Source organism: Streptomyces sp. DT224 (genome assembly GCF_049844595.1).
Classification (GTDB): Bacteria; Actinomycetota; Actinomycetes; order Streptomycetales; family Streptomycetaceae; genus Streptomyces.
Map to the genome: position 1 here is coordinate 644,712 of NZ_JBNCLI010000002.1, position 22,540 is coordinate 667,251.

Genomic DNA, 22,540 nt, shown 5'->3' on the forward strand with positions numbered 1-22,540 from the left:
CAGCCCTGCGCACCGCCGCGCTTCACGCGAGTGTGCAGTTCAGAGCCGCCCTCCCGCAGTCCCGAAGGACGTACTGTCATGGCCGCAACCCCGGAAAAGCCTGCGCCCGCCGCGCCTCGCCGCAAGGTGGGCCGCCACCGCGGCGAAGGTCAGTGGGCGCTGGGGCACTACACCCCCCTCAACGGCAATGAGCAGTTCAAGAAGGACGACGACAGTCTCAACGTGCGGACACGCATTGAGACGATCTACTCCAAGCGCGGATTCGACTCGATCGACCCCAACGACCTTCGCGGGCGCATGCGTTGGTGGGGGCTCTACACCCAGCGCAAGGCCGGCATCGACGGCGGCAAGACCGCGGTGCTGGAGCCCGAGGAGCTGGAGGACAAGTACTTCATGATGCGGGTCCGCATCGACGGCGGGAAGCTGACCACCGAGCAGCTGCGCGTCATCGGCGAGATCTCGCAGGAGTACGCGCGGGGCAGCGCGGACATCACCGACCGGCAGAACGTCCAGATGCACTGGATCCGGATCGAGGACGTTCCGGCGATCTGGCAGAAGCTGGAAGCCGTCGGGCTCTCCACCACCGAGGCGTGCGGCGACTGCCCCCGGACGATGATCGGCTCCCCGGTGGCGGGCATCGCCGCCGACGAGATCATCGACGGCACCCCGGCGCTGGAGGAGATCCACGCCCGGTACATCGGCAGCCCCGAATTCTCCAACCTGCCCCGCAAGTTCAAGACCGCGATCTCGGGCTCCCCGGTCCAGGACGTCGTCCACGAGATCAACGACATCGCCTTCGTGGGCGTCGAACACCCCGAGCACGGACCGGGCTTCGACCTCTGGGTCGGCGGCGGCCTGTCCACCAACCCCCGGCTCGCCGAGCGCCTCGGCGCCTGGGTGCCGCTGGACGAGGTCGCGGACGTCTGGGCCGGCGTGGTGGGCATCTTCCGGGACTACGGCTACCGCCGGCTGCGCAACCGGGCCCGGCTGAAGTTCCTGGTCGCCGACTGGGGCGTCGCCAAGTTCCGCCAGATCCTGGAGGACGAGTACCTGAAGCGCCCGCTGCTGGACGGGCCCGCCCCGGCGGAACCGAGCAGCCGGTGGCGCGACCACATCGGCGTCCACCAGCAGCAGGACGGCCGCTTCTACGTCGGCTTCGCCCCCCGGGTCGGCCGGGTCGACGGCTCGACGCTCTCCAAGATCGCGGAGCTGGCCGAGGAGCACGGCTCCGGCCGGGTCCGGACCACCGTCGAGCAGAAGATGATCATCCTCGACGTCGAGCAGGACCGGGTCGAGTCCCTGTCCGCCGGTCTTGAGTCGCTCGGCTTCCAAGTGCAGCCCTCGACCTTCCGGCGCGGCACGATGGCCTGCACCGGCATCGAGTACTGCAAGCTGGCGATCGTCGAGACGAAGGCGCGCGGCGCCTCGCTCATCGAGGAACTGGAGCGCAGGCTCCCGGACTTCGACGAGCCCCTGACCATCAACATCAACGGCTGCCCCAACGCCTGCGCCCGCATCCAGACCGCGGACATCGGCCTCAAGGGCCAGCTCGTCCTGGACGAGAACGGCGAGCAGGTGGAGGGCTATCAGGTCCACCTGGGCGGCGCCCTCGGCCTGGACGCCGGCTTCGGCCGCAAGGTGCGCGGACTGAAGGTCACCTCCGCCGAACTGCCCGACTACGTGGAGCGCGTGCTCGGCAGGTTCCAGGAGGAGCGCGAGACCGGCGAGCGCTTCGCGACCTGGGCGGCCCGCGCCAGTGCGGAGTCGCTGTCATGAGCGAGCGCGCCGCCCCGTTCCACTGCCCGTACTGCGGGGACGAGGATCTGCGCCCGCACGAGGCCGGGCACGGGGCGTGGGAATGCGTCTCCTGCAATCGGGCGTTCCAGCTGAAGTTCCTGGGCCTGCTGAGCCGGGGACTGAAGGCCAACGACGTTGGAGGGGACGGAATATGACGGCCACTCAGAACATTGACACGCTCACCGATGAGGAGCTGCGGGAGCTCGCCGAGCGGGCCGGACGCGAGCTGGAGGACGCCTCCGCGCTCGACATCCTGAAGTGGGCCGCCGACACCTTCGGCCCCCGGTTCTGCGTCACCTCCTCGATGGAGGACGCGGTCGTCGCCCACCTCGCCTCCCGGGTGATGCCCGGCGTCGACGTGGTGTTCCTCGACACCGGCTACCACTTCGAGGAGACCATCGGCACCCGGGACGCGGTCGACGCCGTGATGGACGTCAACGTCATCACGCTGACGCCACGCCAGACGGTCGCCGAGCAGGACGCCGAGTACGGGCCGAAGCTGCACGACCGCGACCCCGACCTCTGCTGCAGGCTGCGCAAGGTCAAGCCCCTGGAAGAGGGCCTGACCGCCTACGCGGCCTGGGCGACCGGGCTGCGCCGCGACGAGTCCCCGACCCGGGCGAACACCCCGGTGGTCGGCTGGGACGAGAAGCGCCGGAAGGTGAAGGTCTCGCCGATCGCCCGCTGGACCCAGGACGACGTGGACGCCTACGTCGCCGAGCACGGGGTGCTCACCAACCCGCTGCTGATGGACGGCTACGCCTCCGTGGGCTGCGCGCCCTGCACCCGCCGGGTGCTGGAGGGCGAGGACGCGCGGGCCGGCCGCTGGGCCGGGCGCGGCAAGACCGAGTGCGGGCTGCACGGCTGATGACGACTGATCAGGAGACTTCGATGAGCGTGACGGAGACGGGGGCCACCGTCTGGCTGACCGGTCTGCCGAGCGCCGGCAAGACCACCATCGCCTACGAACTCGCCGGGCGGCTGCGCGCCGAGGGCCACCGCGTGGAGGTGCTCGACGGCGACGAGATCCGCGAGTTCCTCTCGGCGGGCCTCGGCTTCTCGCGCGAGGACCGGCACACCAACGTGCAGCGCATCGGCTTCGTCGCCGAACTGCTGGCGGCCAACGGCGTCAAGGTGCTGGTCCCGGTCATCGCCCCGTACGCGGACAGCAGGGACGCCGTCCGCAAGCGGCACCAGGCCGAGGGCACCGCGTATCTGGAGGTGCACGTCGCCACTCCGGTCGAGGTGTGCTCGGAGCGCGACGTGAAGGGTCTTTACGCCAAGCAGGCGGCGGGCGAGATCAGCGGGCTCACCGGGGTGGACGACCCCTACGAGGCGCCCGAGTCACCCGATCTGCGGATCGAGTCGCACCGCCAGACCGTGCAGGAGTCCGCGGCGGAGCTGTACGCGCTGCTGAGCGAGAGGGGTGCGGCGTGACGACCGTCGCGACTGTGCAAGAGGGCACCGACCATCCGTACGCGCTGAGCCACCTGGACTCGCTGGAGTCCGAGGCGGTGCACATCTTCCGCGAGGTGGCGGGCGAGTTCGAGCGCCCGGTCATCCTGTTCTCGGGCGGCAAGGACTCGATCCTGATGCTGCACCTGGCGCTCAAGGCGTTCGCGCCGGCGCCGGTGCCGTTCGCCCTGCTGCACGTGGACACCGGACACAACTTCCCCGAGGTACTGGCGTACCGCGACCGCGTGGTCGCCGAGCACGGGCTGCGGCTGCACATCGCCTCCGTGCAGGAGTACATCGACGCCGGCAAGCTCCGCGAGCGCCCCGACGGCACCCGCAACCCGCTCCAGACCGTGCCGCTGACCGAGGCCATCCAGCAGCACCGCTTCGACGCGGTGTTCGGCGGCGGGCGGCGCGACGAGGAGAAGGCGCGCGCCAAGGAGCGGGTCTTCTCGCTGCGCGACGAGTTCTCCCAGTGGGACCCGCGCCGCCAGCGCCCCGAGCTGTGGCAGCTGTACAACGGCCGGCACGCGCCCGGCGAGCACGTCCGGGTCTTCCCGATCTCCAACTGGACCGAGCTGGACGTCTGGCAGTACATCCAGCGCGAGGGCATCGAGCTCCCGTCGATCTACTTCGCCCACGAGCGCGAGGTGTTCAACCGCTCCGGCATGTGGCTGACCGCGGGCGACTGGGGCGGGCCCAAGGAGCACGAGGAGACCGAGACCCGCCAGGTGCGCTACCGCACGGTCGGCGACATGTCCTGCACCGGCGCCGTCGACTCCGACGCCACCACGCTGGACGCCGTGATCACCGAGATCGCCGCCTCCCGGCTCACCGAACGGGGTGCCACCCGCGCCGACGACAAGATGTCCGAGGCCGCGATGGAAGACCGCAAGCGCGAGGGATATTTTTAAATGACCGCCATTGCCGAGCAGTTGAGCGCCACCACCCTGCTGCGCTTCGCCACCGCCGGGTCCGTCGACGACGGCAAGTCCACCCTCGTGGGACGCCTGCTGCACGACTCCAAGTCGGTCCTCACCGACCAACTGGAGGCCGTCGAGCACGCCTCGCGCAACCGGGGCCAGGAGGCGCCGGACCTGGCGCTGCTCACCGACGGGCTGCGCGCCGAGCGCGAGCAGGGCATCACCATCGACGTCGCCTACCGCTACTTCGCGACGCCCCGGCGCCGGTTCATCCTCGCGGACACCCCCGGCCATGTGCAGTACACCCGGAACATGGTCACCGGCGCCTCCACGGCCGAGCTGGCCGTGGTCCTGGTCGACGCCCGCAACGGGGTGGTCGAGCAGACCCGCCGGCACGCCGCCGTCGCCGCCCTGCTGCGCGTCCCGCACGTCGTCCTGGCCGTCAACAAGATGGACCTGGTGGACTACGCGGAGCCGGTGTTCGCCGCGATAGCCGAGGAGTTCACCGGGTACGCGGCCTCCCTCGGGGTCCCCGAGATCACCGCGATCCCGATCTCCGCGCTGGCCGGCGACAACGTCGTGGAGCCGTCCGCGCACATGGACTGGTACGGCGGCCCGACGGTCCTGGAGCACCTGGAGACGGTCCCGGTCAGCCACGACCTGACCGGCTGCCACGCCCGCTTCCCGGTCCAGTACGTGATCCGGCCGCAGACCGCGGAACACCCCGACTACCGGGGCTACGCGGGCCAGATCGCCGCCGGGGCGTTCCGGGTCGGCGAGTCCGTGACCGTGCTGCCGTCGGGCCGTACCTCGACGGTCGAGGGCATCGACCTGCTCGGGGAGCCGGTGGACATCGCCTGGGCTCCGCAGTCGGTGACCCTGCGCCTGACGGACGACATCGACGTCTCGCGCGGCGACCTCATCGCCCCGGTGGGCGACGCGCCGCCCGTCACCCAGGACGTCGAGGCGACCGTGTGCCACGTCGCCGACCAGGCGCTCACCGTGGGGCAGCGGGTGCTGCTCAAGCACACCACCCGCACCGTCAAGGCGATCGTCAAGGACATCCCCTCGCGGCTGACGCTCGACGACCTCTCGCAGCACCCGGCGCCAGGCAAGCTCGTCGCCAACGACATCGGCCGGGTCGTCGTCCGGACCGCCGAGCCGCTCGCGCTCGACGCGTACGCCGACTCGCGCCGCACCGGTTCGTTCCTGCTGATCGACCCGGCGGACGGCACCACCCTCTCGGCGGGCATGGCGGGCGCCTCGTTCGCCTCCGCCGAGGAGCCGCCGGCCGCGGACGACGACGCGGAGTGGGACTTCTGATGGGCATCGACGTCTTCTCGACCTTCGCGAAGGAGGGCGGCCGCGTCGGCAGCGGCGCCCTGGGCAGCGGCCAGGGCGGAGTCGGGCGATGTGCGCGATGACGTACGCGCACTGCCTGCGCGCCCGGCAGCACCAACCGCTCCGCACGCACCGCCAGTTCAGACGAAGACCTGCCGACTTCCCGGCCGCGTCGCCCTGATTCCGGGGACGTGAGCACCGGGCCAACGAGAGGAATGCCTCCCGTGCCTGCCACCCGTACCACCCTCCGCCGCAGCCTCGCCGCTGCCGCCGCCCTGCCGCTGCTCGCCGTGGCCCTCACCGCCTGCGGCTACGGCTCCGACGCGAAGGACGACGACGCCAGGACGGCGAACACGTCCTCGGGCGGCAAGAAGCTCTCGGCGGACACCGTGAAGATCGGGTACTTCCCGAACCTCACGCACGCCACCGCTCTGGTCGGCATCCAGGAAGGCATCATCGCCAAGGAGCTCGGGGGCACGACGGTCAAGCCGTCGACCTTCAATGCGGGCCCGTCCGAGATCGAGGCACTGAACGCGGGCTCCATCGACATCGGCTTCATCGGCCCCTCCCCCTCCATCAACGGCTTCGCCAAGTCCAAGGGCAAGAGCCTGCGCATCATCGGCGGAGCGGCGTCCGGCGGGGTGAAGCTGGTCGTCAATCCGAAGAAGATCAAGACCCTGGACGACCTCAAGGGCAAGAAGATCGCGACCCCGCAGCTCGGCAACACCCAGGACGTGGCGTTCCTCAACTGGGTCTCCGAGAAGGGCTGGAAGGTCGATGCCAAGAGCGGCAAGGGCGATGTCTCCGTCGTCCGCACCGACAACAAGGTGACCCCGGACGCCTACAGGTCCGGTTCCATCGACGGCGCGTGGGCGCCCGAGCCGACCGCGTCCAAGCTGGTCGCGCAGGGGGCCAAGGTCCTGCTCGACGAGCGGAAGCTCTGGCCGGACGACAAGTTCGTGATCACGAACATCATCGTGTCGCAGAAGTTCCTCGCCGAGCACCCGGACGTGGTCGAGGCCGTGCTGCGCGGCTCGGTCAACACCAACGCCTGGATCAAGGCCAACCCCGACAAGGCGAAGGCGTCCGCGAACGCGGCACTCAAGACGCTGTCCGGCAAGGAGCTTCCGGCCGAGGTCATCGACCCGGCCTGGGCGTCGATCGAGTTCATCGACGACCCGCTGGCGGCCACGCTCGACACGGAGGCCAAGCACGCCGTGAAGGCGGGCCTGCTGGACGAGACCGATCTGACCGGCATCTACGACCTCAAGCCGCTCAACAAGGTCCTCAAGGCCGCGGGCAAGCCCGAGGTCGACGACGCCGGCCTCGGCGTCAAGTAACCGACCGTTCCAGGATCTCCCAGGAGGTGACGACCATGGCGACGACCACGCTCACCAAGGCCGAGGACCGTACGGCGGTCGGGCACGCGGCCCGGATCGACCACGTCTCGAAGTCCTTCGGCGGGCCTCAGGGGCAGCAGCTCGTCCTGGACGACATCACGCTCGATGTCGCTCCGGGCGAGTTCGTCACCCTCCTGGGAGCTTCCGGGTGCGGTAAATCCACTCTGCTCAACCTGGTGGCGGGGCTCGACCGCCCGTCCTCGGGGTCCATCGAGACCCCCGGCGGGCGGCCGGCCCTGATGTTCCAGGAGCACGCCCTCTTCCCGTGGCTGACCGCGGGCAAGAACATCGAACTGGCGCTGCGGCTGCGCGGCGTGCCTCGCGCGGACCGCCGCCCGGAGGCCGAGCGGCTGCTCGAACTCGTCCGCCTGGGCGGGGCGTACGGCAAGCGGGTGCACGAGCTGTCCGGCGGCATGCGCCAGCGCGTGGCGATGGCCCGCGCACTCGCCCAGGACAGCCAGCTCCTGCTGATGGACGAGCCGTTCGCCGCGCTCGACGCCATCACCCGCGATGTGCTGCACGACGAGCTGACCCGGATCTGGCGCGAGACCAACGTCTCCGTCCTCTTCGTCACGCACAACGTCCGCGAGGCCGTCCGCCTCGCGGAGCGCGTGGTGCTGCTCTCGTCCCGGCCCGGCCGGATCGCCCGCGAGTGGACGGTCGACATCGAGCAGCCGCGCCGTATCGAGGACACCGCCGTCGCGGAACTGTCCGTGGAGATCACCGAACAACTGCGTGGGGAGATCCGCCGCCATGGCCAGCACTGAGACCACCGCCGAGGACGCCGGCGGGGCCCGGGCGCCGAAGGACGACGCCCAGGATCTGGCCGGTCTGGAGGCAGGGCTCGACGCGCTCGACGCGGTACGGGTGAGCCGCACTCCGGTCCGCCAGGTGCTGGTGCAGAAGGTGCTTCCCCCGGTCGTGGCGGTGGCGCTCGTCCTCATCGTCTGGCAGATCCTGATCTGGGCGAAGGTCACCGACGACTACAAGCTGCCGTCGCCGGCCCTGGTGTGGGACGAGGTGTCGAACGCCTGGGCCCAGGGCACCCTGCTCGGCTACATCTGGACCAGCGTCTCGCGCGGTCTGCTCGGCTTCCTGCTCGCCCTGGTCATCGGCACCCCGCTGGGGCTGCTGGTGTCCCGTGTGAAGGTGGTACGCGCGGCGATCGGTCCGGTGCTCTCCGGTCTCCAGTCGCTGCCGTCGGTCGCGTGGGTGCCGCCGGCGGTCATCTGGCTGGGCCTGGACGACCGGATGATGTACGCGGTGATCCTGCTGGGCGCAGTGCCCTCGATCGCCAACGGGCTCGTCGCCGGGGTCGACCAGATCCCGCCGCTGCATCTGCGGGCCGGCAAGACGCTCGGCGCGACGGGGCTGCGCGGCACCTGGCACATCGTGCTGCCGGCTTCGCTGCCGGGCTACCTGGCGGGGCTGAAGCAGGGCTGGGCGTTCTCCTGGCGCTCCCTGATGGCCGCCGAGATCATCGCCTCCTCGCCCGATCTGGGAGTGGGTCTCGGGCAGTTGCTCGAACAGGGCCGGGAGACCAGCAGCATGTCCATGGTCTTCCTCGCCATCTTCCTGATCCTGATCGTCGGCATCGCCATCGACCTGCTCATCTTCAGTCCGCTGGAGCGGTGGGTGCTGCGCAGCCGCGGTCTCCTCGTCAAGAACTGAGCGCTCATGTCCTCTCCGGTCCTCCTCGTCGTCGCCCACGGCAGCCGCGATCCGCGGCACGCCGCGACCGTGCACGCCCTGACGGCGCGGGTACGGGCGCTGCGCCCCGGGCTGCGCGTGGAGACGGGGTTCCTGGACTTCAACGCGCCCTCGGTGCCGAGGCTCCTGGAGCGGCTGGCCGCCGAGGGTGCGCCCGAGGTGGTGGCGCTGCCGCTGCTGCTCACCCGGGCGTTCCACGCCAAGTCGGACATCCCGGCGGTGCTGCGCGAGGCCCGCGCGGCGCTGCCCCGGCTGCGGGTCCGGCAGGCCGAGGTGCTCGGCCCGTCGCCGCTGCTGAACGCCGCGCTGGAACAGCGGCTGTACGAGGCCGGGGTGCGCCCCGGCGACCGTGGCTCGACCGGGCTCGTCCTGGCCTCGGCGGGCTCATCAGACCCGGAGGCGATCGCAGTGATCGCTGAAATCGCGCGGGAGCTGCGGCACACCGGTTGGTGTTCCGTGCGGCCTGCGTTCGCCTCCGCTGTCATTGCCGGGGGCCTCCCCCGTCCCGGGGACGCGGTACGCGCCCTGCGGGCCGAGGGCGCGAGCCGGGTGGCGGTCGCCCCGTACGTGATCGCGCCCGGCCGCCTCCCGGACCGCATCGCGGCGGGGGCGGCCGTGGCCGGCGCGGACGTGCTGGCCAGGGTGCTCGGCCCCGCCCCGGAGCTGGCCCGGCTGCTGCTGGACCGGTACGACGAGGCGAACGCGGCGGCGGCGCGGCCGGTCGCGGTCAGCGCCTGAGCCGGGTGGCGCTCCGGCCGGGCCCGCTCAGCCGACGTCGATGCCGCCGGTCCGGGTGCGCTTGAGCTCGAAGAAGTCGGCGTGGCCGGCCAGCACCCGGAAGCTGTCGAACAGCCGGGCCGCCTCCTCCCCGCGCGGGATCGCCCGCAGCACCGGCCCGAACCACACCGTGCCGTCGACGTGGAGGGTGGGCGTACCGACGTAGCCGCCCGCCTCCGGGTCCTGGCCGGCCTCGTGGCTGCGCCGCACGGCCTCGTCGTACGCCTCGCCTCGCGCGGCATCGGCGAGGTGCGCGGGCAGGCCCAGCTCGGCGAGGGCCTCGGCGACGACCTGGTCGAAGTCCTCGTTCTTCTGCTGGTGGATGCGGCTGCCGAGGGCGGTGTAGAGGTCGCGCAGGATCTCCTCGCCGCGCTCCTCGGCCGCGGCGGCGGCGACCCGGACGGGGCCGATCGACCGGTCGACCAGGTCGCGGTACCAGTCGGGGAGTTCGTTGCCCTCGTTGTGCAGGTAGAGGCTCATGACGTGGAAGCGCAGCTCGATGTCGCGGTGCTGCTCCACCTCCAGCATCCAGCGGGAGGTGATCCAGGCGAACGGGCAGGCCGGGTCGAAGTAGAAGTCGACGACCGGCCTGCCCGGTTCCGGGGCGGGGTGAGTGGTCATGGGGGCGAGCCTAGCCAGCCGGTGGCGCACTTCCCCGGGCCATTCGGCCCCCGCCCGCCTGGGCCATTCTCAGCCCGCGCTCCACTGCGGGTCGCGTCCGCTCAGCGCCAGGGCGCGGGCGAGTCCGGTGGCTCCGGGGACGTCCACCTCCTCGGTGAACCCCTCGTACTGGCGGTAGAGCGCGGCCGTCTTCTCGACGGTGGCGAGGACGTAGGCGGCGGCCTCCTCGGAGATCCGGAACTCCTGGCCGGTGGCGCGGGCCACGTCCCAGCCGTGCAGCACGATCTCCTCGACGAGCATCGCCGCGGTGTCGGCGGCCGGGGAGGCGGAGTCGCCCTCGCCGATGGTGCCCTCCCAGGCGGACGGGTCGGACCAGGCGGCGACGGCCCGGTCGAGCTGGGCCGCGTACCGCTCGGCCCAGTCGGCGTCGGCGGTGAAGTCGCGGGCGATCAGCTCCTCGGGGAGCTCGGTGCGGCGGGCGCGGTGTTCCATGCCGTGCGAGGTGTAGAGGACCCAGTGGTTGACGAGGGTGCGCAGGTCCCACTCCGCGCAGGGGGTGGCGGTGGCCTCCAGCTGGGGTGCGGTGACGCCCCGGGCCACGCGGGCGGCCTCGGCGGCGCATTCGGTCATGTGGGCGTGCTCGGTCTTCATGCGCCCCAGCCTAGGAAGGCGCGCGCGGCCGGTCTTGAAGAAAGGCGACAGGTGCCGGGCGCGAAGGGTGTACGGGCCACGGATAGGCTTTCCGGTGCGCGGATGAGCGCTCGCGCCCGTACGAAGGAGCAGCCGCACGTGACCACCACCGCACCCCTGTCCCCCTCCGTCGCCACGGCCCCGGTCCCGGTGATCCGGGCCGACGAGGTCTCGCTCGTACGCGACGGCAACGTTTTGCTCGACGCGGTCTCGCTCACCGTGCGCGGCGGGGAGCACTGGGCGCTGCTCGGCGCGAACGGGGCGGGCAAGAGCACCCTGCTCGGCCTGCTCGGGGCGGTGACGCATCCGACGCGGGGTTCGGTCGAGGTGCTGGGCCGCACGCTGGGGCGGGTGGACCTGCGGGAGCTGCGGACGCTGCTCGGCCATGTCAATCCGCGCCATGCGCTGCGTTCCCCGCTGACGGTGAGCGAGGTGGTGCTGACCGGGCTGACGAACTCGGTCGAGCCGGTGCCGCGCTGGTCGCCGGGGCCGGGGCAGCGGGAGCGGGCGGAGCGGCTGCTGAAGATGCTGGGCATGGGCGGCAAGACGGGCTCGCGCTGGCCGGCCCTGTCGCAGGGTGAGCGCGGGCGGACGCTGATCGCCCGGGCGCTGATGCCGCAGCCCCGGCTGCTGCTGCTCGACGAGCCGGCGACGGGGCTCGATCTGGCCGCCCGGGAACAGCTGCTGGACAGCCTGGACGCGTTGCGCGAGGAGCATCCGGAGCTGGCGACCGTGCTGGTCACCCATCATCTGGAGGAGCTGCCCGCCTCCACGACGCACGCGATGCTGCTGCGCGGCGGGCGGTGCCTGGCCTCGGGTGCGGCGGATGAGGTGCTGACCACGGACCTGGTCAGCGAGTGCTTCGGCCACCCGGTCCGCATCAGCCGGACGGACGGCCGGTGGGCGGCCCGGGCACAGCGGGCGCCGCGGGGCTGACCGGGGGGCTGGGAGCCGCAGTAGCCGGGCGCGGGCTCAGGAGCCGGGCGCGGCCTCGAAGGGCGTGGCCTGGTGGTAGTAGAGCAGCCAGCCGGCCTCGGTGCGGCGCCAGAGCGAACTGCGGTGGGCGCGCCTGCCCTTGGCCTCGGTGTCGAAGGTGAGGTGGACGAGCTCGTCGGCGAGGTGGATGCCGCGCATGCGTGAGGCGGTGCCTGGTCCCGGGGCGAGGCCCGAGACGAGCAGGTCGATGATCGTGTCCCGGTCCCAGTGGCGGCCGGTGCTGTCCACCTCTCGGTAGTCGGGGTGGAGCACCTGGCCGAGAAGGTCGGCGGAGGCCCGGACCAGGGGGTCGAGCAGCCGGAGCTCGCCCTCGATGGCCGCGGCCACGCCCGGCGCCGGCTCGGTCATGCCCGTCTCCCGCCCGTCTCGGTCGTCATGGGCCAAGCGTAGAACGGGCAGCACGCACCGCGCGGCCGCCGCGCCCCGTGGGGGAGAGCGCGGTGGCCGCCGGTGGGTGGCGCTGCTACTCGACGATCTTCAGCAGCTTGTTGGCCGTGCCGGTGGTGGCGTTGCCGATCGCGTCCGGGGTCGCCCCGTCGGTCAGGGCCGTGGCGACCTCGTCCGGGGTGGCGTCCGGGTGCCCGGCCAGGTAGACGGCGGCGGCGCCGACGACGTGCGGGGTCGCCATCGACGTACCGGAGATGGTGTGGGAGCCGGTGTCGCTGTCGTTCCAGGACGAGGTGATGTCGGAGCCCGGGGCGTAGAGGTCCACGACCGAGCCGTAGTTGGAGAACGAGGACTGCTCGTCGTCCACGGTGGACGAGGCGACGGTGATGGCCTCGGGGACGCGGGACGGGGAGCCCTCGCCGGCGTCGCTGGACTCGTTTCCGGCGGCGACCGCGAAGGTGACACCGGAGGCGATGGCCTTCTGGACGGCCGCGTCGAGTGCTTCGTCGGCGCCGCCGCCCAGGCTCATGTTGGCGACGGACGGGCCCTGGTGGTGCTCGGTGACCCAGTCGATGCCGGCGACGACCTGCTCGGTGGTGCCGGAGCCGGTGTCGTCCAGGACGCGGACGGCGACGATCTTCGCCTTCTTGGCGACGCCGTAGGTCGCCCCGGCTATGGTGCCGGCGACGTGGGTGCCGTGGCCGTTGCCGTCGTCGGCGCTGTCGTCGTTGTCGACGGCGTCGAAGCCGGAGGCGGCGCGCCCGCCGAACTCCTCGTGGGTGGTGCGGACCCCGGTGTCGATGACGTACGCGGTGACGCCCTCTCCCGCGCCGTCCGGGTAGGTGTACGCGTTGTCGCCGGCGGTCTCCGTCTGGTCGATGCGGTCCAGGCCCCAGGACGGCGGGTTGTCCTGGGTGGCGTCGATGTGGAACTTCTTGTTCTGGACGACCTTGGAGACGGCCGGGTCGGCGGCGAGCCGCTTGGCCTCGGTCTCCGAGAGGCCGCCGGCGGAGAAGCCGTTGATGGCGGAGCTGTAGTCGCGCTTCAGTTTCCCGCCGTACTCCTCGGCGAGCTCCGCCTTGTCCGCCTTCTGGTCCAGCATCACGATGTAGCTGCCGGCGACCGCGGTCGCCGCGTCGGCGCCGTAGACCTTGCCCATGGGCGGAGCGGGTGTCGCTCCGGCGAAGGGGGTGCCCAGCAGGGTGACGCCGGCGGCGGCCGCGACCGCGGTGATGGAGGCGGTCAGCTTGAACCGTCGTGCGCGCTTGTGCATGGCCATGAAGAGGGGTCTCCTCGTCATTCTTTGTGGGGGGTTGACCTCCGGCCGGAAGATCTCCGGGGGTTGGCTCGAAACCCTGACCGATTGACGCGCACAGATCAAGACCTCGCTACAGCTCCGACGCACTCGCCAACTTTTCGTCACAGGAAGGTCGCAGGAGCCCCCCGATACGCCGATCACCTTTACGTGTAAGGGGCTTCGATCCTCCTTCTCGGGGGCACGCCCCGTCCCCAGGGCGGAGAGGGGCCGGGTCCGGCTCGCCGGAGAGCATGACGCCCTCGCTTTATGCCGCCCCTACCTTCGAATCGGGAGGCGGCGGCGATGGGCCGGTGCCGGTCACGAGGGGGCAGGCCCGTCATGGGGAATGTGGATGCGGCGCGGACACGGGGGCCGAAGGTGCGGGGCGTCGCGGCCCGGGCGGGCGGCTGGAGCGCCCGGCACCGCTGGGCGGCGGTGACGGTCTGGGTGCTGTTCGTCGTCCTGGCCATGGGGCTCGGCTCCGCGGCCGGCCGGGTCGACGTCAAGGAGAGCGAGCAGATGTCCGGCGAGGTGGGCCGGGCCATGAAGATCATCGAGGACGCGGGGCTCAAGGACCCGGCCGGTGAGACCGTGCTCATCCAGTCGGAGGGCGAGGGCGGGGCGGTGGCCACGTCGGCCGGGTTCCGGGCGGCCGTCGAGGACGTCATCGAGGCCGTGCAGGACACCGGTGAGGTCACCGCCGTCACCTCGCCGTACACCACCAGGACCATCTCGGCCGACGGGCACAGCGCGCTCGTGCAGTTCGAGATGCGGGGCGACCCCGATACGGCGAGCGAGCGCGTCGCACCCGTGCTGAAGGCCGTCGAGAAGGTGGACGGCGCGCACGACGGGCTGCTGATCGAGGAGATCGGCGGCGCCAGCATGGGCAAGACCTTCGACGACGCCTTCGGGAGCGACTTCCAGCGGGCCGAGCTCTCCGCCGTGCCGGTCGCGCTCGGCATCCTGCTCATCGCCTTCGGCGCGCTGGTCGCGGCGCTGCTCCCGGTCGCCCTGGCCCTCACCGCGATCATGGCGACCATGGGCCTGATGGGGGTGGTGAGCCACTTCCAGCCGATGAGCGACACCGCCAACTCGGTGATGCTGCTGGTGGGTCTGGCCGTGGGCGTCGACTACTGCCTGTTCTATCTGCGCCGGGAGCGCGAGGAGCGGGCCAAGGGGCGGGACGCCCGGACCGCGCTGATGATCGCCGCCGCGACCAGCGGCCGCGCCATCGTCGTCTCCGGCGTGACGGTCTGCGTCGCGATGGCGGGCATGCTTTTCACCGGCATCGCGGAGTTCGAGGCGATGGGCCTGGCCTCGCTGATGGTCGTCGCCGTCGCCATGGTCGGCTCGGTCACCGTGCTGCCCGCGCTCCTCTCGCTGCTCGGCGAGCGGGTCGAGAAGGGGCGGGTGCCGTTCCTGAACCGCCTGAAGCGCTCGAAGCGGGGCGGCGCCGACGGCGAGAGCCGTATCTGGCGCGCGGTGCTCACCGCCGTGCTGCGCCGCCCGTGGACCGCGCTCGTGGTCGCCGCCGGAGCGCTCGCCGCGATCGCGCTGCCCGCGCTCGGCATGCACACCCAGAACCTCACCCTGGACCAGGAGTTCGGCGACTCGCTGCCGATCGTGCGGACCTACGACCGGCTGAACGAGGCGTTCCCCGGGGGCGCCGACCCGGCCCGCGTCGTGGTGAAGGCCGACGACATCGGCGCGGCTCCGGTGCGCGAGGCGCTGGAGGCGTTCCGCAGGCAGGCCGTCTCCTCGGGCGCCTCGAAGGGCCCGGTGGACATCGTGACGCACGACGCGGAGAACGTCGCGGTCATCGACGTACCGCTGGTCGGCGGTTCGGACCAGGCCGAGGCCGAGAAGAGCCTGGGCCTGCTGCGGGACACCGTGCGTCCGGCGACGCTCGGCAGGGTCGACGGGGTGGAGGCGCCGGTCACCGGGCAGGTCGCCGGGTCGAAGGACTTCAACGACCAGATCGTCGGCTCAGTCGTGCCGGTCTTCGCCTTCGTGGTCGTCTTCGCCTTCCTGCTGATGCTGCTCTGCTTCCGCTCGCTGACCGTGGCCGTCACCTCGATCATCCTCAACCTGCTCTCGGTAGGCGCCGCCTACGGCATCCTGACGGCGGTCTTCCAGCACGGCTGGGGCGCCTCGCTGGTCGGCGCGGAGGGCGTCGGCGCGATCATCTCCTGGCTGCCGCTGTTCCTCTTCGTGATCCTCTTCGGACTCTCGATGGACTACCACGTGTTCGTGGTCTCCCGTATCCGTGAGGCCCGCCTCCAGGGTCGTAACACCCGGGACGCCATCGCCCACGGCGTGGTCACCACGGCCGGGGTCGTCACGAGCGCGGCCGTCATCATGGTCGCCGTGTTCGCGATCTTCGGGACGCTCTCGATGCAGTCCATGAAGCAGATGGGTGTCGGCCTGGCGGCGGCCGTGCTGATCGACGCGACGATCATCCGCGGGGTGCTGCTCCCGGCCGTGATGGCCCTGCTCGGCGACCGCAACTGGTACTTCCCGACGTGGCTGCGGTGGCTGCCGGACATGACGCACGACGAGTCGTACGACGACGGGCCGGCCCTGACCGCACCGGCGCGCGGCGGCGAGGAGCCGGAGCGGGTCGGCGTCTGACCTCGCCGTACGTGGGCCCTCCTCCCGGACCGCCGGGAGGAGGGCCCACGCCGTTCAGCGCTGGTAGCGGGCCAGGACCCGGTTGCCGTCGGTCACCAGACGCTTCTTCAGCTCGGCCGCGTCGATCGCCCCGCTGTAGTACTCCTGGAGCGCGGGCGTCGCCACCTTGTCCTTCCACTCGGGGTAGCCGCGCACCGACTGGGCCGGGGCCGACCGCAGCGACCCGGCGAGCGCGGCGCCGGTCGCCCAGCCCCGGTCCGCGGTGTGCAGGGAGGGGTCGGCCAGCGCCTCGGTCCCGGTGGGCAGCATCCAGTCCCCCTTGGCCAGGCGCACCATATTGGCGGGCTTGAGCAGGAAGTCGATGAACTCCACGGCCTCCTTCTTGTGCGGGCTGTCCTCGGCGACGGACAGGGTCTGCGGGCTGACCCCCTGCGCCAGTCCGTCCCGGCCCGCCGGCGCCGGCAGCACGGTCCACTCGAAGCCTTTGGGGGCCTGCTCGACGACCTGCTGGCGGTACGAGAACCCGAGCGGCACCATCGCGTACTTGCCGCCGAAGAAGCCGGGCAGGGTGTCGCCGCCGCCCATGCCGAGCGCGGTGCGGGCGGCGCTGTGGTCGGTGTTGACCTGGTCGTGGATGGTGCCCGGGACGACCTGGTCGCCCTCCCCCATCGCGATGGTCACCTTGCCGTCGGCGCCCCGGTGGAAGAGCCGGCCGCCCGCCGAGAGGCCGAGGTTGAGGGTGACGGAGACGGGCTCCTTGAGCGGCCAGGCGACCCCGTAGCGGCCCTCGCCGGTCAGTTCCCCGGTCACCTGGCGGAACTCCGCCCAGCTCCACGGCTTCTCGGGGGTGGGGATGCGGACTCCCGATTCCTTGAGGATCTTGGTGTTGGCGATCAGGACGCGGGGTTCCTGGAGGAACGGGACGCCGTACACCCCGCCGTCGAAGGTGGCCGTCTCCCAGCTGTTGCGCGGGATGCCGTCGGTCAGCGCGTCCGGGAGGAGGGGGCGGAGGTCGGCGAGGTAGCCGCCGTACGCGAAGTCGGCGAGGTCGTCGGACGCGTCGTGGATGATGTCGGGCGCCTCGCCGCCCTCGAAGGAGGTGAGGAGCTGGTCGTGGACGCTGTCCCAGCTGCCCTGGACGTACTCGACCCGGATGTCGGGGTGGGCCGCGTTCCACTCCTTCACCAGCCGCTTGTTGATGTCGACGGACTCCTTCTGCCAGGCCAGCGACTGGAAGCGGAGGGTGATCTTCCCGTCCGCCTCGCCGTCACCGTTGGCGCCGCAGCCGGTGAGCAGCAGGGCGAGCGCGGTGGCCGTCGCGGCCGCCGTACGTACCAGCGCGCGCATCAGTTCTTCACCGCCCCGGCCAGCATGCCGCCGGTGATTCGCCGCTGGATCACGGCGAACAGCACGAGCGAGGGGAGGGTGGCGAGGAACGCGGCGGCGGCGAGCGGTCCGAGGTCGGCGGCGCCCTCGGCGCCGAGGAAGTGCGTCAGTACGACCGGCAACGTCTGCTTCTCCGGGGTCTTGAGGAGGACGAGCGCGAAGAAGAACTCGTTCCACGCGGTGATGAACGCGAAGAGCGCCGTGGCGACGATCCCCGGGGCCAGCAGCGGGGCGGTGACCGAGACCAGCGTCCGCAGCCGCCCGGCCCCGTCGACCGCCGCCGCCTCCTCCAGCTCGCGCGGCACGGCCCGTACGTACCCGACGAGCATCCACAGCGCGAAGGGCAGCGCCCACACCACGTAGACCAGGATCAGGCCCCAGAGGGTGTTGATCAGGTGCAGGTTCTTCAGGACCAGGAAGAGCGGAATGATCAGCAGGACGAAGGGGAACGCCTGGCTGACCACCACCCAGCCGGTGGCGGCCGTGGCAAGGCGGGTGCGGTGGCGGGCCATCACATAGGCCATCGGGGTCGCGATCAGGACGGCGATCAGCCCGGCCGAGAGCGCGGCGATCAGCGAGTTGGCGGTGGCCCGCAGCAGCGGCTGCTCGTCGAACGCCTGCCGGAAGTTGTCCAGCGTCGGGTGGCGCGGGATCCAGGTCGGGTGCAGGGAGCCCAGCTCAGGGGCGGGCTTGAAGGCGGTGGAGATCAGCCACAGGAACGGGAACGCCAGGAAGACCAGGTAGCACAGCAGCGCCACGTACTGCCCCGCGCGCACGGACCGTTTGGTACGCATGCTCATCGGTCGTCGCCTCCCCTGAGCCGCCCGGCGAGGTACACGGCGAGGATCACGGAGATCACCGCGACCATCACACAGCCCATCGCGGCGGCGTAGCCGAACTGCCCGTACCGGAAAGCCTCCTCGTACGCGAAGAGCATCGGCAGCCGGGTCCGGCCGCCCGGGCCGCCGTTGGTCAGGACGTAGACCAGCGCGAAGGAGTTGAAGTTCCAGATGAAATTGAGCGCGGTGATGGAGAGGGCGACCGGCCTGATGGCGGGCCAGGTCACCGTCCGGAACCGGCGCCAGGCACCCGCCCCGTCCAGCGCGGCGGCCTCGTGGAGTTCGTGCGGGGTGTTCTGGAGCCCGGCCAGCAGGGCGACCGTGGTCTGCGGCATCCCGGACCAGACGCCGACGACGATCACGGCGGGCAGCGCGGTCGCGAGCCCGGTCAGCCAGTCCCGGCCGTCCCCGAGGCCCAGATCCCGGATGGTCTCGTTGAGGATGCCGGCGTCCGGGTTGTAGACGAGCCGCCACATGATGCCGACGACGACCTCGGGCATCGCCCACGGGATGATCGCCAGCGCCCGGGCCAGCCAGCGCATCCGCAGGTTCTCGTTGAGCAGCAGCGCGAGGCCCAGGGCGAGCACGAACTGCGGGACGGTGACGCCGACCGCCCACACCAGGCCGATCCGGAACGACTCCCAGAACAGCCCGTCGTGCAGCAGGTCCTGGAAGTTCAGCGTGCCGGTCCACTGCGTGGCGCGGGTGCGGCCGGACTGGGCGTCGGTGAAGGCCAGCGCGATGCCGTAGAGCAGCGGGCCGACGCTGAGGACGAGGATCGGGATGAGGGCGGGGAGCACCAGGAACCAGGTACCGGCGCCCCGGTCGAGCCGCCCGTCGGCGCGCTTGCCGGTGCGTCGGCCGGACGGCCCGTCGCGCCCGGACCGTACGGTTACACTCGCCAATGTCATGCTTACGCCCCCTTTGCGTCGTTCGATCGGCTTCTTGCCGTTCTGGCCGCTCAGGTGGCCTCCGTCATCGTGCTGACGGGCCGCCGGTTCGTCAAGGCGAGCTGCACGGATGCGAAAATCGGACCATGAACGAGATGGAAGCGCGCGAGGTGCTGGCCGCCGCCGGGTTCCCCGGGGGCGCGGAGCTGCTGGCGCTCGGTGAGAACGCGGTGTTCGCGGCCGGCGCCCTCGTGGTCAAGGTCGGCCGGGACGCCGAGCGCCACCCCGAGCTGCGGGAACGGGCCGAGCGCGAGGTGGCCGTCGCCCGGTGGCTCGCAGCGTCCGGTGTCCCCGCCGTGCGGGCGACCGAGGACGGGGCCCGGCTGGTAGGGGGTCACCCGGTGACCGTGTGGCACCGGCTGCCCGAGGCGGTGCGGCCCGCCGAGCCGCGCGATCTGGCCCCGCTGCTGACCGCCGTCCACGCGCTGCCCGTGCCGGAGGGCTTCGCGCTGCCGCGCCGGGAGCTGCTGGGCGGTGTCGAACGGTGGCTGCTGCTGGCGGGCGACGCGATCGATCCGGCCGACGCGGCGTATCTGCGCGAGCGGCGCGACGGGTTCGCGGCGGCGGCCGCGGCGCTGGTCCCGCACCTTCCGCCGGGACCGATCCACGGGGACGCGCTGGCGCGCAACGTCCATGTCGGAGCGGACGGCCCGGTCCTGGTGGACCTGGAGACCTTCTCCTCGGACCTGCGCGAGCACGATCTGGTGGTCCTCGCACTGTCCCGCGACCGGTACGGACTGGCGGCCGACGCGTATGACGCGTTCACCGAGGCGTACGGGTGGGATGTGCGGGAGTGGGACGGGTGCGGGGTGCTGCGGGGGGCGCGGGAGACGGCGAGCTGTGCGTGGGTGGCCCAGCACGCGCCCTCGAACGATGCCGCTCTCGCGGAGTTCCGGCGCCGGGTGGCGTCGCTGCGGGACGGCGACCCCTCGGTGCGGTGGTATCCGTTCTGAGCCGGTGAGGTGCCCCGGCGCGCCGGTCCAGCGTGTGTCCTCAATCGCCGGACGGGCTTGGATTGCGGCCCGGATCGCCGCCGCGGGCAGAACACGGGTGGCGGCAGAATCAAGCCCGTCCGGCGATTGAGGACAAGCCATCGGGCGGGCACACGGGCTGGCTCCGCCGTGAGGACCGCCAACTCAAGCCCGTCCGGCGATTGAGGACACACGCGGACGGGCGGGACGCCCGCGGTCAGGCCGTCGTGCGCACCGGCTCCCTGACCGGCCACTGGCCGTCCACCACCGCGTCCGGGGTGCCCTTGCGGCGGAGGAAGTCCTGGAAGTCCGCCGCCCACTGTGCGTGCCAGGTGATCTGGCGGGCGTGCAGGGCGTCCGCCGGGAGTTCGGCGACGACCCGGTGGCGGGCGGCTATCGCGTAGGCCACCCGGACCGCGGCCAGGGCGTCCGCCGCCGCGTCGTGGGCGCCGCCGTGGATCACGCCGTACTCGACGCAGACCGCCTCCAGGTTGCGCTTGCCCTTGCGGTAGCGGTCGACGGCGCGGTCGATGGTGTACGGGTCGATGACGGGGCCGACGGGCGCGCCGCCCAGCCGGTCGGCGAGCGGGGGCAGTCCGTGGCGGTGCAACTCGGCCGTGAGCAGCGTCAGGTCGAAGGCGGCGTTGTACGCGACGACCGGGACGCCCCGGCGCCAGTAGCCGACCAGCGTGTCGGCGATCTCGTCGGCCACCTCGCGGGCGGGCCGGCCCTCCGCCGCCGCACGCTCGCTGCTGATGCCGTGGATCGCGGACGCCTGGGCGGGGATGCGGATGCCCGGGTCGGCCAGCCAGGTGTGCCGGGCCACCGGCTCACCGTCCCGGTCGTCCACCGCGATGACCGCGCCCGTCACGATCCGGGCCTCCAGCGGGTCCGTCCCCGTCGTCTCCAGATCGAAGCCGACCAGCGCGTGCCGGTGCCAGCTCATCCCGTACCTCCTTCATGGTGCTCCCCCGGATGACGACCACCCTCGCACGGGCCACTGACAACGCCGTCAGGAGACCGGCCGGGAGTCCGTCCACACCGACTCGAACTCCTCGCGGTAGGTCTCGAACAGCCCGTGCTCGTACCCCTGCCCCGCCCGGACCACCGCACGCCCGCCGCCGCGCAGCACCAGCACCGGTGCCTCCATGCCGCGCGCCCGGCGCAGATAGGTCTGGACGACCCCGACCGCGTCGGCCCCGTCGCCGTCCACCAGGTAGGCCGTGAAGCGCGGGGTCTCGTCGAAGACGTGGATCTGGAAGGCGTCCGGGTCGCGGAGCTTCGCGCGCACCCGGCGCGTGTGCAGGATGTTCATCTCGACGGACCGGCTCAGCTCGCCCTTCTTCAGGCCGAGCTCCCGCTCGCGCCGCTTGACCGCGCTGCTGGCCGGGTTGATGAAGAGCAGCCGGATCCGGCAGCCCGACTCGGCGAGCCGGATGAGCCGGCGTCCGGAGAAGTTCTGCACCAGCAGGTTGAGCCCGATGCCGATCGCGTCGAGCCGGCGGGCGTCGCCGAACAGGTCCTCGGCGGGCAGCTGGCGCTGGAGGCGCACCCGGTCGGAGTGGACGGAGACCACGTCCGCGTACCGGTCGCCGACCAGCTCCTCGACGGCGTCGACCGGGAGCCGGTCGGCGGAGGGCACGCCCGCGCCGCTGCCCAGCATCTCCAGGAGCCGGGCGGAGGCCCGCTCGGCCTGCGCGAGCACCGCCTCGTTGAGCGCGCGGTTGCGGGAGACGACGTTGCGGGCGACCTCCAGCTCGTCGAGCGCCAGTTCGACGTCGCGGCGGTCGTCGAAGTACGGCTCGAAACAGGGCCAGTGCTGGACCATCAGCTCGCGGAGCTGGGGCAGCGTGAGGAAGCTGAGCACGTTGTCGTCGGCCGGGTCGAGCAGATACCCCTTGCGGCGGGAGACCTCGCGCACGGCGACCGCGCGCTGCACCCACTCCTGGCCGGCGGGCCCGGCGGCGGCCACCACCCAGTCCTCGCCGTGAACGGGCTCGTAGATCGGCCGGAGCACCGCCGCGACGACGGCGCGCAGCCGCTGTTCGACCAGATTCAGCCAGATATAGGCGCGCCCGGCGCGCTGGGCGCGCGTGCGTACCTCGCTCCAGGCGTCGGCGCCCCAGTCCAGCTCCGCACCGATCTCCAGGGGCTGCGCCAGCGATACCGCCCCGGGCGGGACCTCGGCCACGTCCCCCTCGTGACCCGCGTCACCCGGGGGCAGCTCGAACCCTCCCGAGCTCACCCACGCACCGCCTTCCACTCCCCCACCAACGATCAAGGAAGGGTACTCCGGGAGCGGGAGCCGATGCAGCCCGATGCCCAGGGTCCTTTACCAACTCCCCATGGAATCGCACCTGTTCCGGTCT

22 protein-coding genes are annotated in these 22,540 nt (G+C 71.9%); 13 read left to right on the forward strand and 9 right to left on the reverse strand.

Annotated elements, in window-relative coordinates:
* The first annotated feature begins 78 nt into the window (after nt 1–78).
* The 10 genes from ACLQ2N_RS06590 to ACLQ2N_RS06635 all read left to right on the forward strand — a co-directional run bounded on the left by ACLQ2N_RS06590 (nt 79) and on the right by ACLQ2N_RS06635 (nt 9,364).
* Nucleotides 79–1,776, forward strand: coding sequence for a nitrite/sulfite reductase (locus ACLQ2N_RS06590; RefSeq protein ID WP_425809983.1), 1,698 nt, complete (start codon nt 79–81; stop codon nt 1,774–1,776).
* Complete coding sequence (locus tag ACLQ2N_RS06595) at nt 1,773–1,952, forward strand: hypothetical protein (RefSeq protein ID WP_425809985.1); 180 nt, start codon at nt 1,773–1,775, stop codon at nt 1,950–1,952. Before ACLQ2N_RS06590 ends, ACLQ2N_RS06595 begins: the two co-directional genes overlap by 4 nt.
* Nucleotides 1,949–2,665, forward strand: a complete 717-nt coding sequence (locus tag ACLQ2N_RS06600; protein WP_425809987.1) for a phosphoadenylyl-sulfate reductase — start codon at nt 1,949–1,951, stop codon at nt 2,663–2,665. The genes ACLQ2N_RS06595 and ACLQ2N_RS06600 overlap by 4 nt, the downstream gene beginning before the upstream one ends.
* Nucleotides 2,666–2,688: 23 nt before the next feature.
* Nucleotides 2,689–3,234 (forward strand): adenylyl-sulfate kinase, encoded by a 546-nt coding sequence (gene cysC, locus ACLQ2N_RS06605; protein ID WP_018100635.1) that lies wholly within the window; start codon nt 2,689–2,691, stop codon nt 3,232–3,234.
* A complete protein-coding gene (cysD, locus tag ACLQ2N_RS06610) occupies nt 3,231–4,166 on the forward strand; it encodes a sulfate adenylyltransferase subunit CysD (protein ID WP_425809989.1) in 936 nt (311 codons plus the stop codon). Before cysC ends, cysD begins: the two co-directional genes overlap by 4 nt.
* Entirely contained in the window at nt 4,167–5,498 is a 1,332-nt protein-coding gene (locus ACLQ2N_RS06615; protein WP_425809991.1) for a sulfate adenylyltransferase subunit 1, read from the forward strand.
* 242 nt (nt 5,499–5,740) lie between these two features.
* Nucleotides 5,741–6,856: an aliphatic sulfonate ABC transporter substrate-binding protein gene (locus ACLQ2N_RS06620; RefSeq protein WP_425809993.1), complete on the forward strand. Its 1,116-nt coding sequence runs from the start codon at nt 5,741–5,743 to the stop codon at nt 6,854–6,856.
* Between the two features lie 35 nt (nt 6,857–6,891).
* Nucleotides 6,892–7,683, forward strand: coding sequence for an ABC transporter ATP-binding protein (locus ACLQ2N_RS06625; RefSeq protein ID WP_018100640.1), 792 nt, complete (start codon nt 6,892–6,894; stop codon nt 7,681–7,683).
* Nucleotides 7,670–8,587 (forward strand): ABC transporter permease, encoded by a 918-nt coding sequence (locus ACLQ2N_RS06630; RefSeq protein WP_425809996.1) that lies wholly within the window; start codon nt 7,670–7,672, stop codon nt 8,585–8,587. Before ACLQ2N_RS06625 ends, ACLQ2N_RS06630 begins: the two co-directional genes overlap by 14 nt.
* Before the next feature lie 6 nt (nt 8,588–8,593).
* A complete protein-coding gene (locus tag ACLQ2N_RS06635; protein ID WP_425809998.1) occupies nt 8,594–9,364 on the forward strand; it encodes a sirohydrochlorin chelatase in 771 nt (256 codons plus the stop codon).
* Nucleotides 9,365–9,391: 27 nt separating this feature from the next.
* On the opposite strand, the gene ACLQ2N_RS06640 is transcribed toward ACLQ2N_RS06635, so the two are convergent.
* Together ACLQ2N_RS06640 and ACLQ2N_RS06645 are read right to left on the reverse strand one after the other, a co-directional pair.
* A complete protein-coding gene (locus ACLQ2N_RS06640; RefSeq protein WP_425810000.1) occupies nt 9,392–10,024 on the reverse strand; it encodes a DsbA family protein in 633 nt (210 codons plus the stop codon).
* A 69-nt stretch (nt 10,025–10,093) separates the two neighbouring features.
* Entirely contained in the window at nt 10,094–10,675 is a 582-nt protein-coding gene (locus tag ACLQ2N_RS06645; protein WP_425810002.1) for a TIGR03086 family metal-binding protein, read from the reverse strand.
* Between the two features lie 138 nt (nt 10,676–10,813).
* Between ACLQ2N_RS06645 and ACLQ2N_RS06650 the strand changes: the two genes are divergently transcribed.
* On the forward strand, nt 10,814–11,650 hold the full coding sequence (locus ACLQ2N_RS06650; RefSeq protein WP_425810004.1) for an ABC transporter ATP-binding protein: 837 nt from the start codon (nt 10,814–10,816) through the stop codon (nt 11,648–11,650).
* Nucleotides 11,651–11,686: 36 nt separating this feature from the next.
* Here the strand turns inward: ACLQ2N_RS06650 and ACLQ2N_RS06655 are convergent, their stop codons facing one another.
* Both ACLQ2N_RS06655 and ACLQ2N_RS06660 read right to left on the reverse strand, forming a co-directional pair.
* Entirely contained in the window at nt 11,687–12,058 is a 372-nt protein-coding gene (locus ACLQ2N_RS06655; protein WP_425810005.1) for a DUF4440 domain-containing protein, read from the reverse strand.
* A gap of 115 nt (nt 12,059–12,173) precedes the next feature.
* Nucleotides 12,174–13,376 carry a S8 family serine peptidase gene (locus ACLQ2N_RS06660; protein ID WP_425810007.1) on the reverse strand — a complete coding sequence of 401 codons (1,203 nt, stop codon included), beginning with the start codon at nt 13,374–13,376 and terminating at the stop codon, nt 12,174–12,176.
* Between the two features lie 357 nt (nt 13,377–13,733).
* Here ACLQ2N_RS06660 and ACLQ2N_RS06665 point away from each other — a divergent pair, with 357 nt between their 5' ends.
* A complete protein-coding gene (locus ACLQ2N_RS06665; protein ID WP_425810009.1) occupies nt 13,734–16,025 on the forward strand; it encodes an MMPL family transporter in 2,292 nt (763 codons plus the stop codon).
* 54 nt (nt 16,026–16,079) lie between these two features.
* On the opposite strand, the gene ACLQ2N_RS06670 is transcribed toward ACLQ2N_RS06665, so the two are convergent.
* Genes ACLQ2N_RS06670 through ACLQ2N_RS06680 form a run of 3 tightly spaced genes read right to left on the reverse strand, consistent with a single transcriptional unit; the run spans nt 16,080 to nt 19,161 of the window.
* On the reverse strand, nt 16,080–17,372 hold the full coding sequence (locus ACLQ2N_RS06670) for an ABC transporter substrate-binding protein (protein ID WP_425810011.1): 1,293 nt from the start codon (nt 17,370–17,372) through the stop codon (nt 16,080–16,082).
* Nucleotides 17,372–18,211 carry a carbohydrate ABC transporter permease gene (locus tag ACLQ2N_RS06675; RefSeq protein ID WP_425810013.1) on the reverse strand — a complete coding sequence of 280 codons (840 nt, stop codon included), beginning with the start codon at nt 18,209–18,211 and terminating at the stop codon, nt 17,372–17,374. The genes ACLQ2N_RS06670 and ACLQ2N_RS06675 overlap by 1 nt, the downstream gene beginning before the upstream one ends.
* On the reverse strand, nt 18,208–19,161 hold the full coding sequence (locus ACLQ2N_RS06680) for a carbohydrate ABC transporter permease (RefSeq protein ID WP_425810015.1): 954 nt from the start codon (nt 19,159–19,161) through the stop codon (nt 18,208–18,210). The genes ACLQ2N_RS06675 and ACLQ2N_RS06680 overlap by 4 nt, the downstream gene beginning before the upstream one ends.
* 125 nt (nt 19,162–19,286) lie before the next feature.
* Here ACLQ2N_RS06680 and ACLQ2N_RS06685 point away from each other — a divergent pair, with 125 nt between their 5' ends.
* Nucleotides 19,287–20,153 carry a phosphotransferase enzyme family protein gene (locus tag ACLQ2N_RS06685; RefSeq protein ID WP_425810017.1) on the forward strand — a complete coding sequence of 289 codons (867 nt, stop codon included), beginning with the start codon at nt 19,287–19,289 and terminating at the stop codon, nt 20,151–20,153.
* 235 nt (nt 20,154–20,388) lie between these two features.
* On the opposite strand, the gene ACLQ2N_RS06690 is transcribed toward ACLQ2N_RS06685, so the two are convergent.
* Nucleotides 20,389–21,117 (reverse strand): 3'-5' exonuclease, encoded by a 729-nt coding sequence (locus tag ACLQ2N_RS06690; protein ID WP_425810019.1) that lies wholly within the window; start codon nt 21,115–21,117, stop codon nt 20,389–20,391.
* Between the two features lie 66 nt (nt 21,118–21,183).
* Nucleotides 21,184–22,416, reverse strand: a complete 1,233-nt coding sequence (locus ACLQ2N_RS06695; protein WP_425810021.1) for an SAV2148 family HEPN domain-containing protein — start codon at nt 22,414–22,416, stop codon at nt 21,184–21,186.
* Nucleotides 22,417–22,540: the final 124 nt, after the last annotated feature.

Bases quoted from the DNA above. Each gene is read 5' to 3' on its own strand.
- ACLQ2N_RS06590 (WP_425809983.1), top strand. From the start codon at position 79: ATGGCCGCAACCCCGGAAAAGCCTGCGCCCGCCGCGCCTCGCCGCAAG.
- ACLQ2N_RS06595 (WP_425809985.1), top strand. From the start codon at position 1,773: ATGAGCGAGCGCGCCGCCCCGTTCCACTGCCCGTACTGCGGGGACGAG.
- ACLQ2N_RS06600 (WP_425809987.1), top strand. From the start codon at position 1,949: ATGACGGCCACTCAGAACATTGACACGCTCACCGATGAGGAGCTGCGG.
- cysC (WP_018100635.1), top strand. From the start codon at position 2,689: ATGAGCGTGACGGAGACGGGGGCCACCGTCTGGCTGACCGGTCTGCCG.
- ACLQ2N_RS06615 (WP_425809991.1), top strand. From the start codon at position 4,167: ATGACCGCCATTGCCGAGCAGTTGAGCGCCACCACCCTGCTGCGCTTC.
- ACLQ2N_RS06625 (WP_018100640.1), top strand. From the start codon at position 6,892: ATGGCGACGACCACGCTCACCAAGGCCGAGGACCGTACGGCGGTCGGG.
- ACLQ2N_RS06630 (WP_425809996.1), top strand. From the start codon at position 7,670: ATGGCCAGCACTGAGACCACCGCCGAGGACGCCGGCGGGGCCCGGGCG.
- ACLQ2N_RS06635 (WP_425809998.1), top strand. From the start codon at position 8,594: ATGTCCTCTCCGGTCCTCCTCGTCGTCGCCCACGGCAGCCGCGATCCG.
- ACLQ2N_RS06640 (WP_425810000.1), bottom strand. From the start codon at position 10,024: ATGACCACTCACCCCGCCCCGGAACCGGGCAGGCCGGTCGTCGACTTC.
- ACLQ2N_RS06645 (WP_425810002.1), bottom strand. From the start codon at position 10,675: ATGAAGACCGAGCACGCCCACATGACCGAATGCGCCGCCGAGGCCGCC.
- ACLQ2N_RS06655 (WP_425810005.1), bottom strand. From the start codon at position 12,058: ATGACCGAGCCGGCGCCGGGCGTGGCCGCGGCCATCGAGGGCGAGCTC.
- ACLQ2N_RS06660 (WP_425810007.1), bottom strand. From the start codon at position 13,376: ATGGCCATGCACAAGCGCGCACGACGGTTCAAGCTGACCGCCTCCATC.
- ACLQ2N_RS06665 (WP_425810009.1), top strand. From the start codon at position 13,734: ATGGGGAATGTGGATGCGGCGCGGACACGGGGGCCGAAGGTGCGGGGC.
- ACLQ2N_RS06670 (WP_425810011.1), bottom strand. From the start codon at position 17,372: ATGCGCGCGCTGGTACGTACGGCGGCCGCGACGGCCACCGCGCTCGCC.
- ACLQ2N_RS06675 (WP_425810013.1), bottom strand. From the start codon at position 18,211: ATGAGCATGCGTACCAAACGGTCCGTGCGCGCGGGGCAGTACGTGGCG.
- ACLQ2N_RS06680 (WP_425810015.1), bottom strand. From the start codon at position 19,161: ATGACATTGGCGAGTGTAACCGTACGGTCCGGGCGCGACGGGCCGTCC.
- ACLQ2N_RS06685 (WP_425810017.1), top strand. From the start codon at position 19,287: ATGAACGAGATGGAAGCGCGCGAGGTGCTGGCCGCCGCCGGGTTCCCC.
- ACLQ2N_RS06690 (WP_425810019.1), bottom strand. From the start codon at position 21,117: ATGAGCTGGCACCGGCACGCGCTGGTCGGCTTCGATCTGGAGACGACG.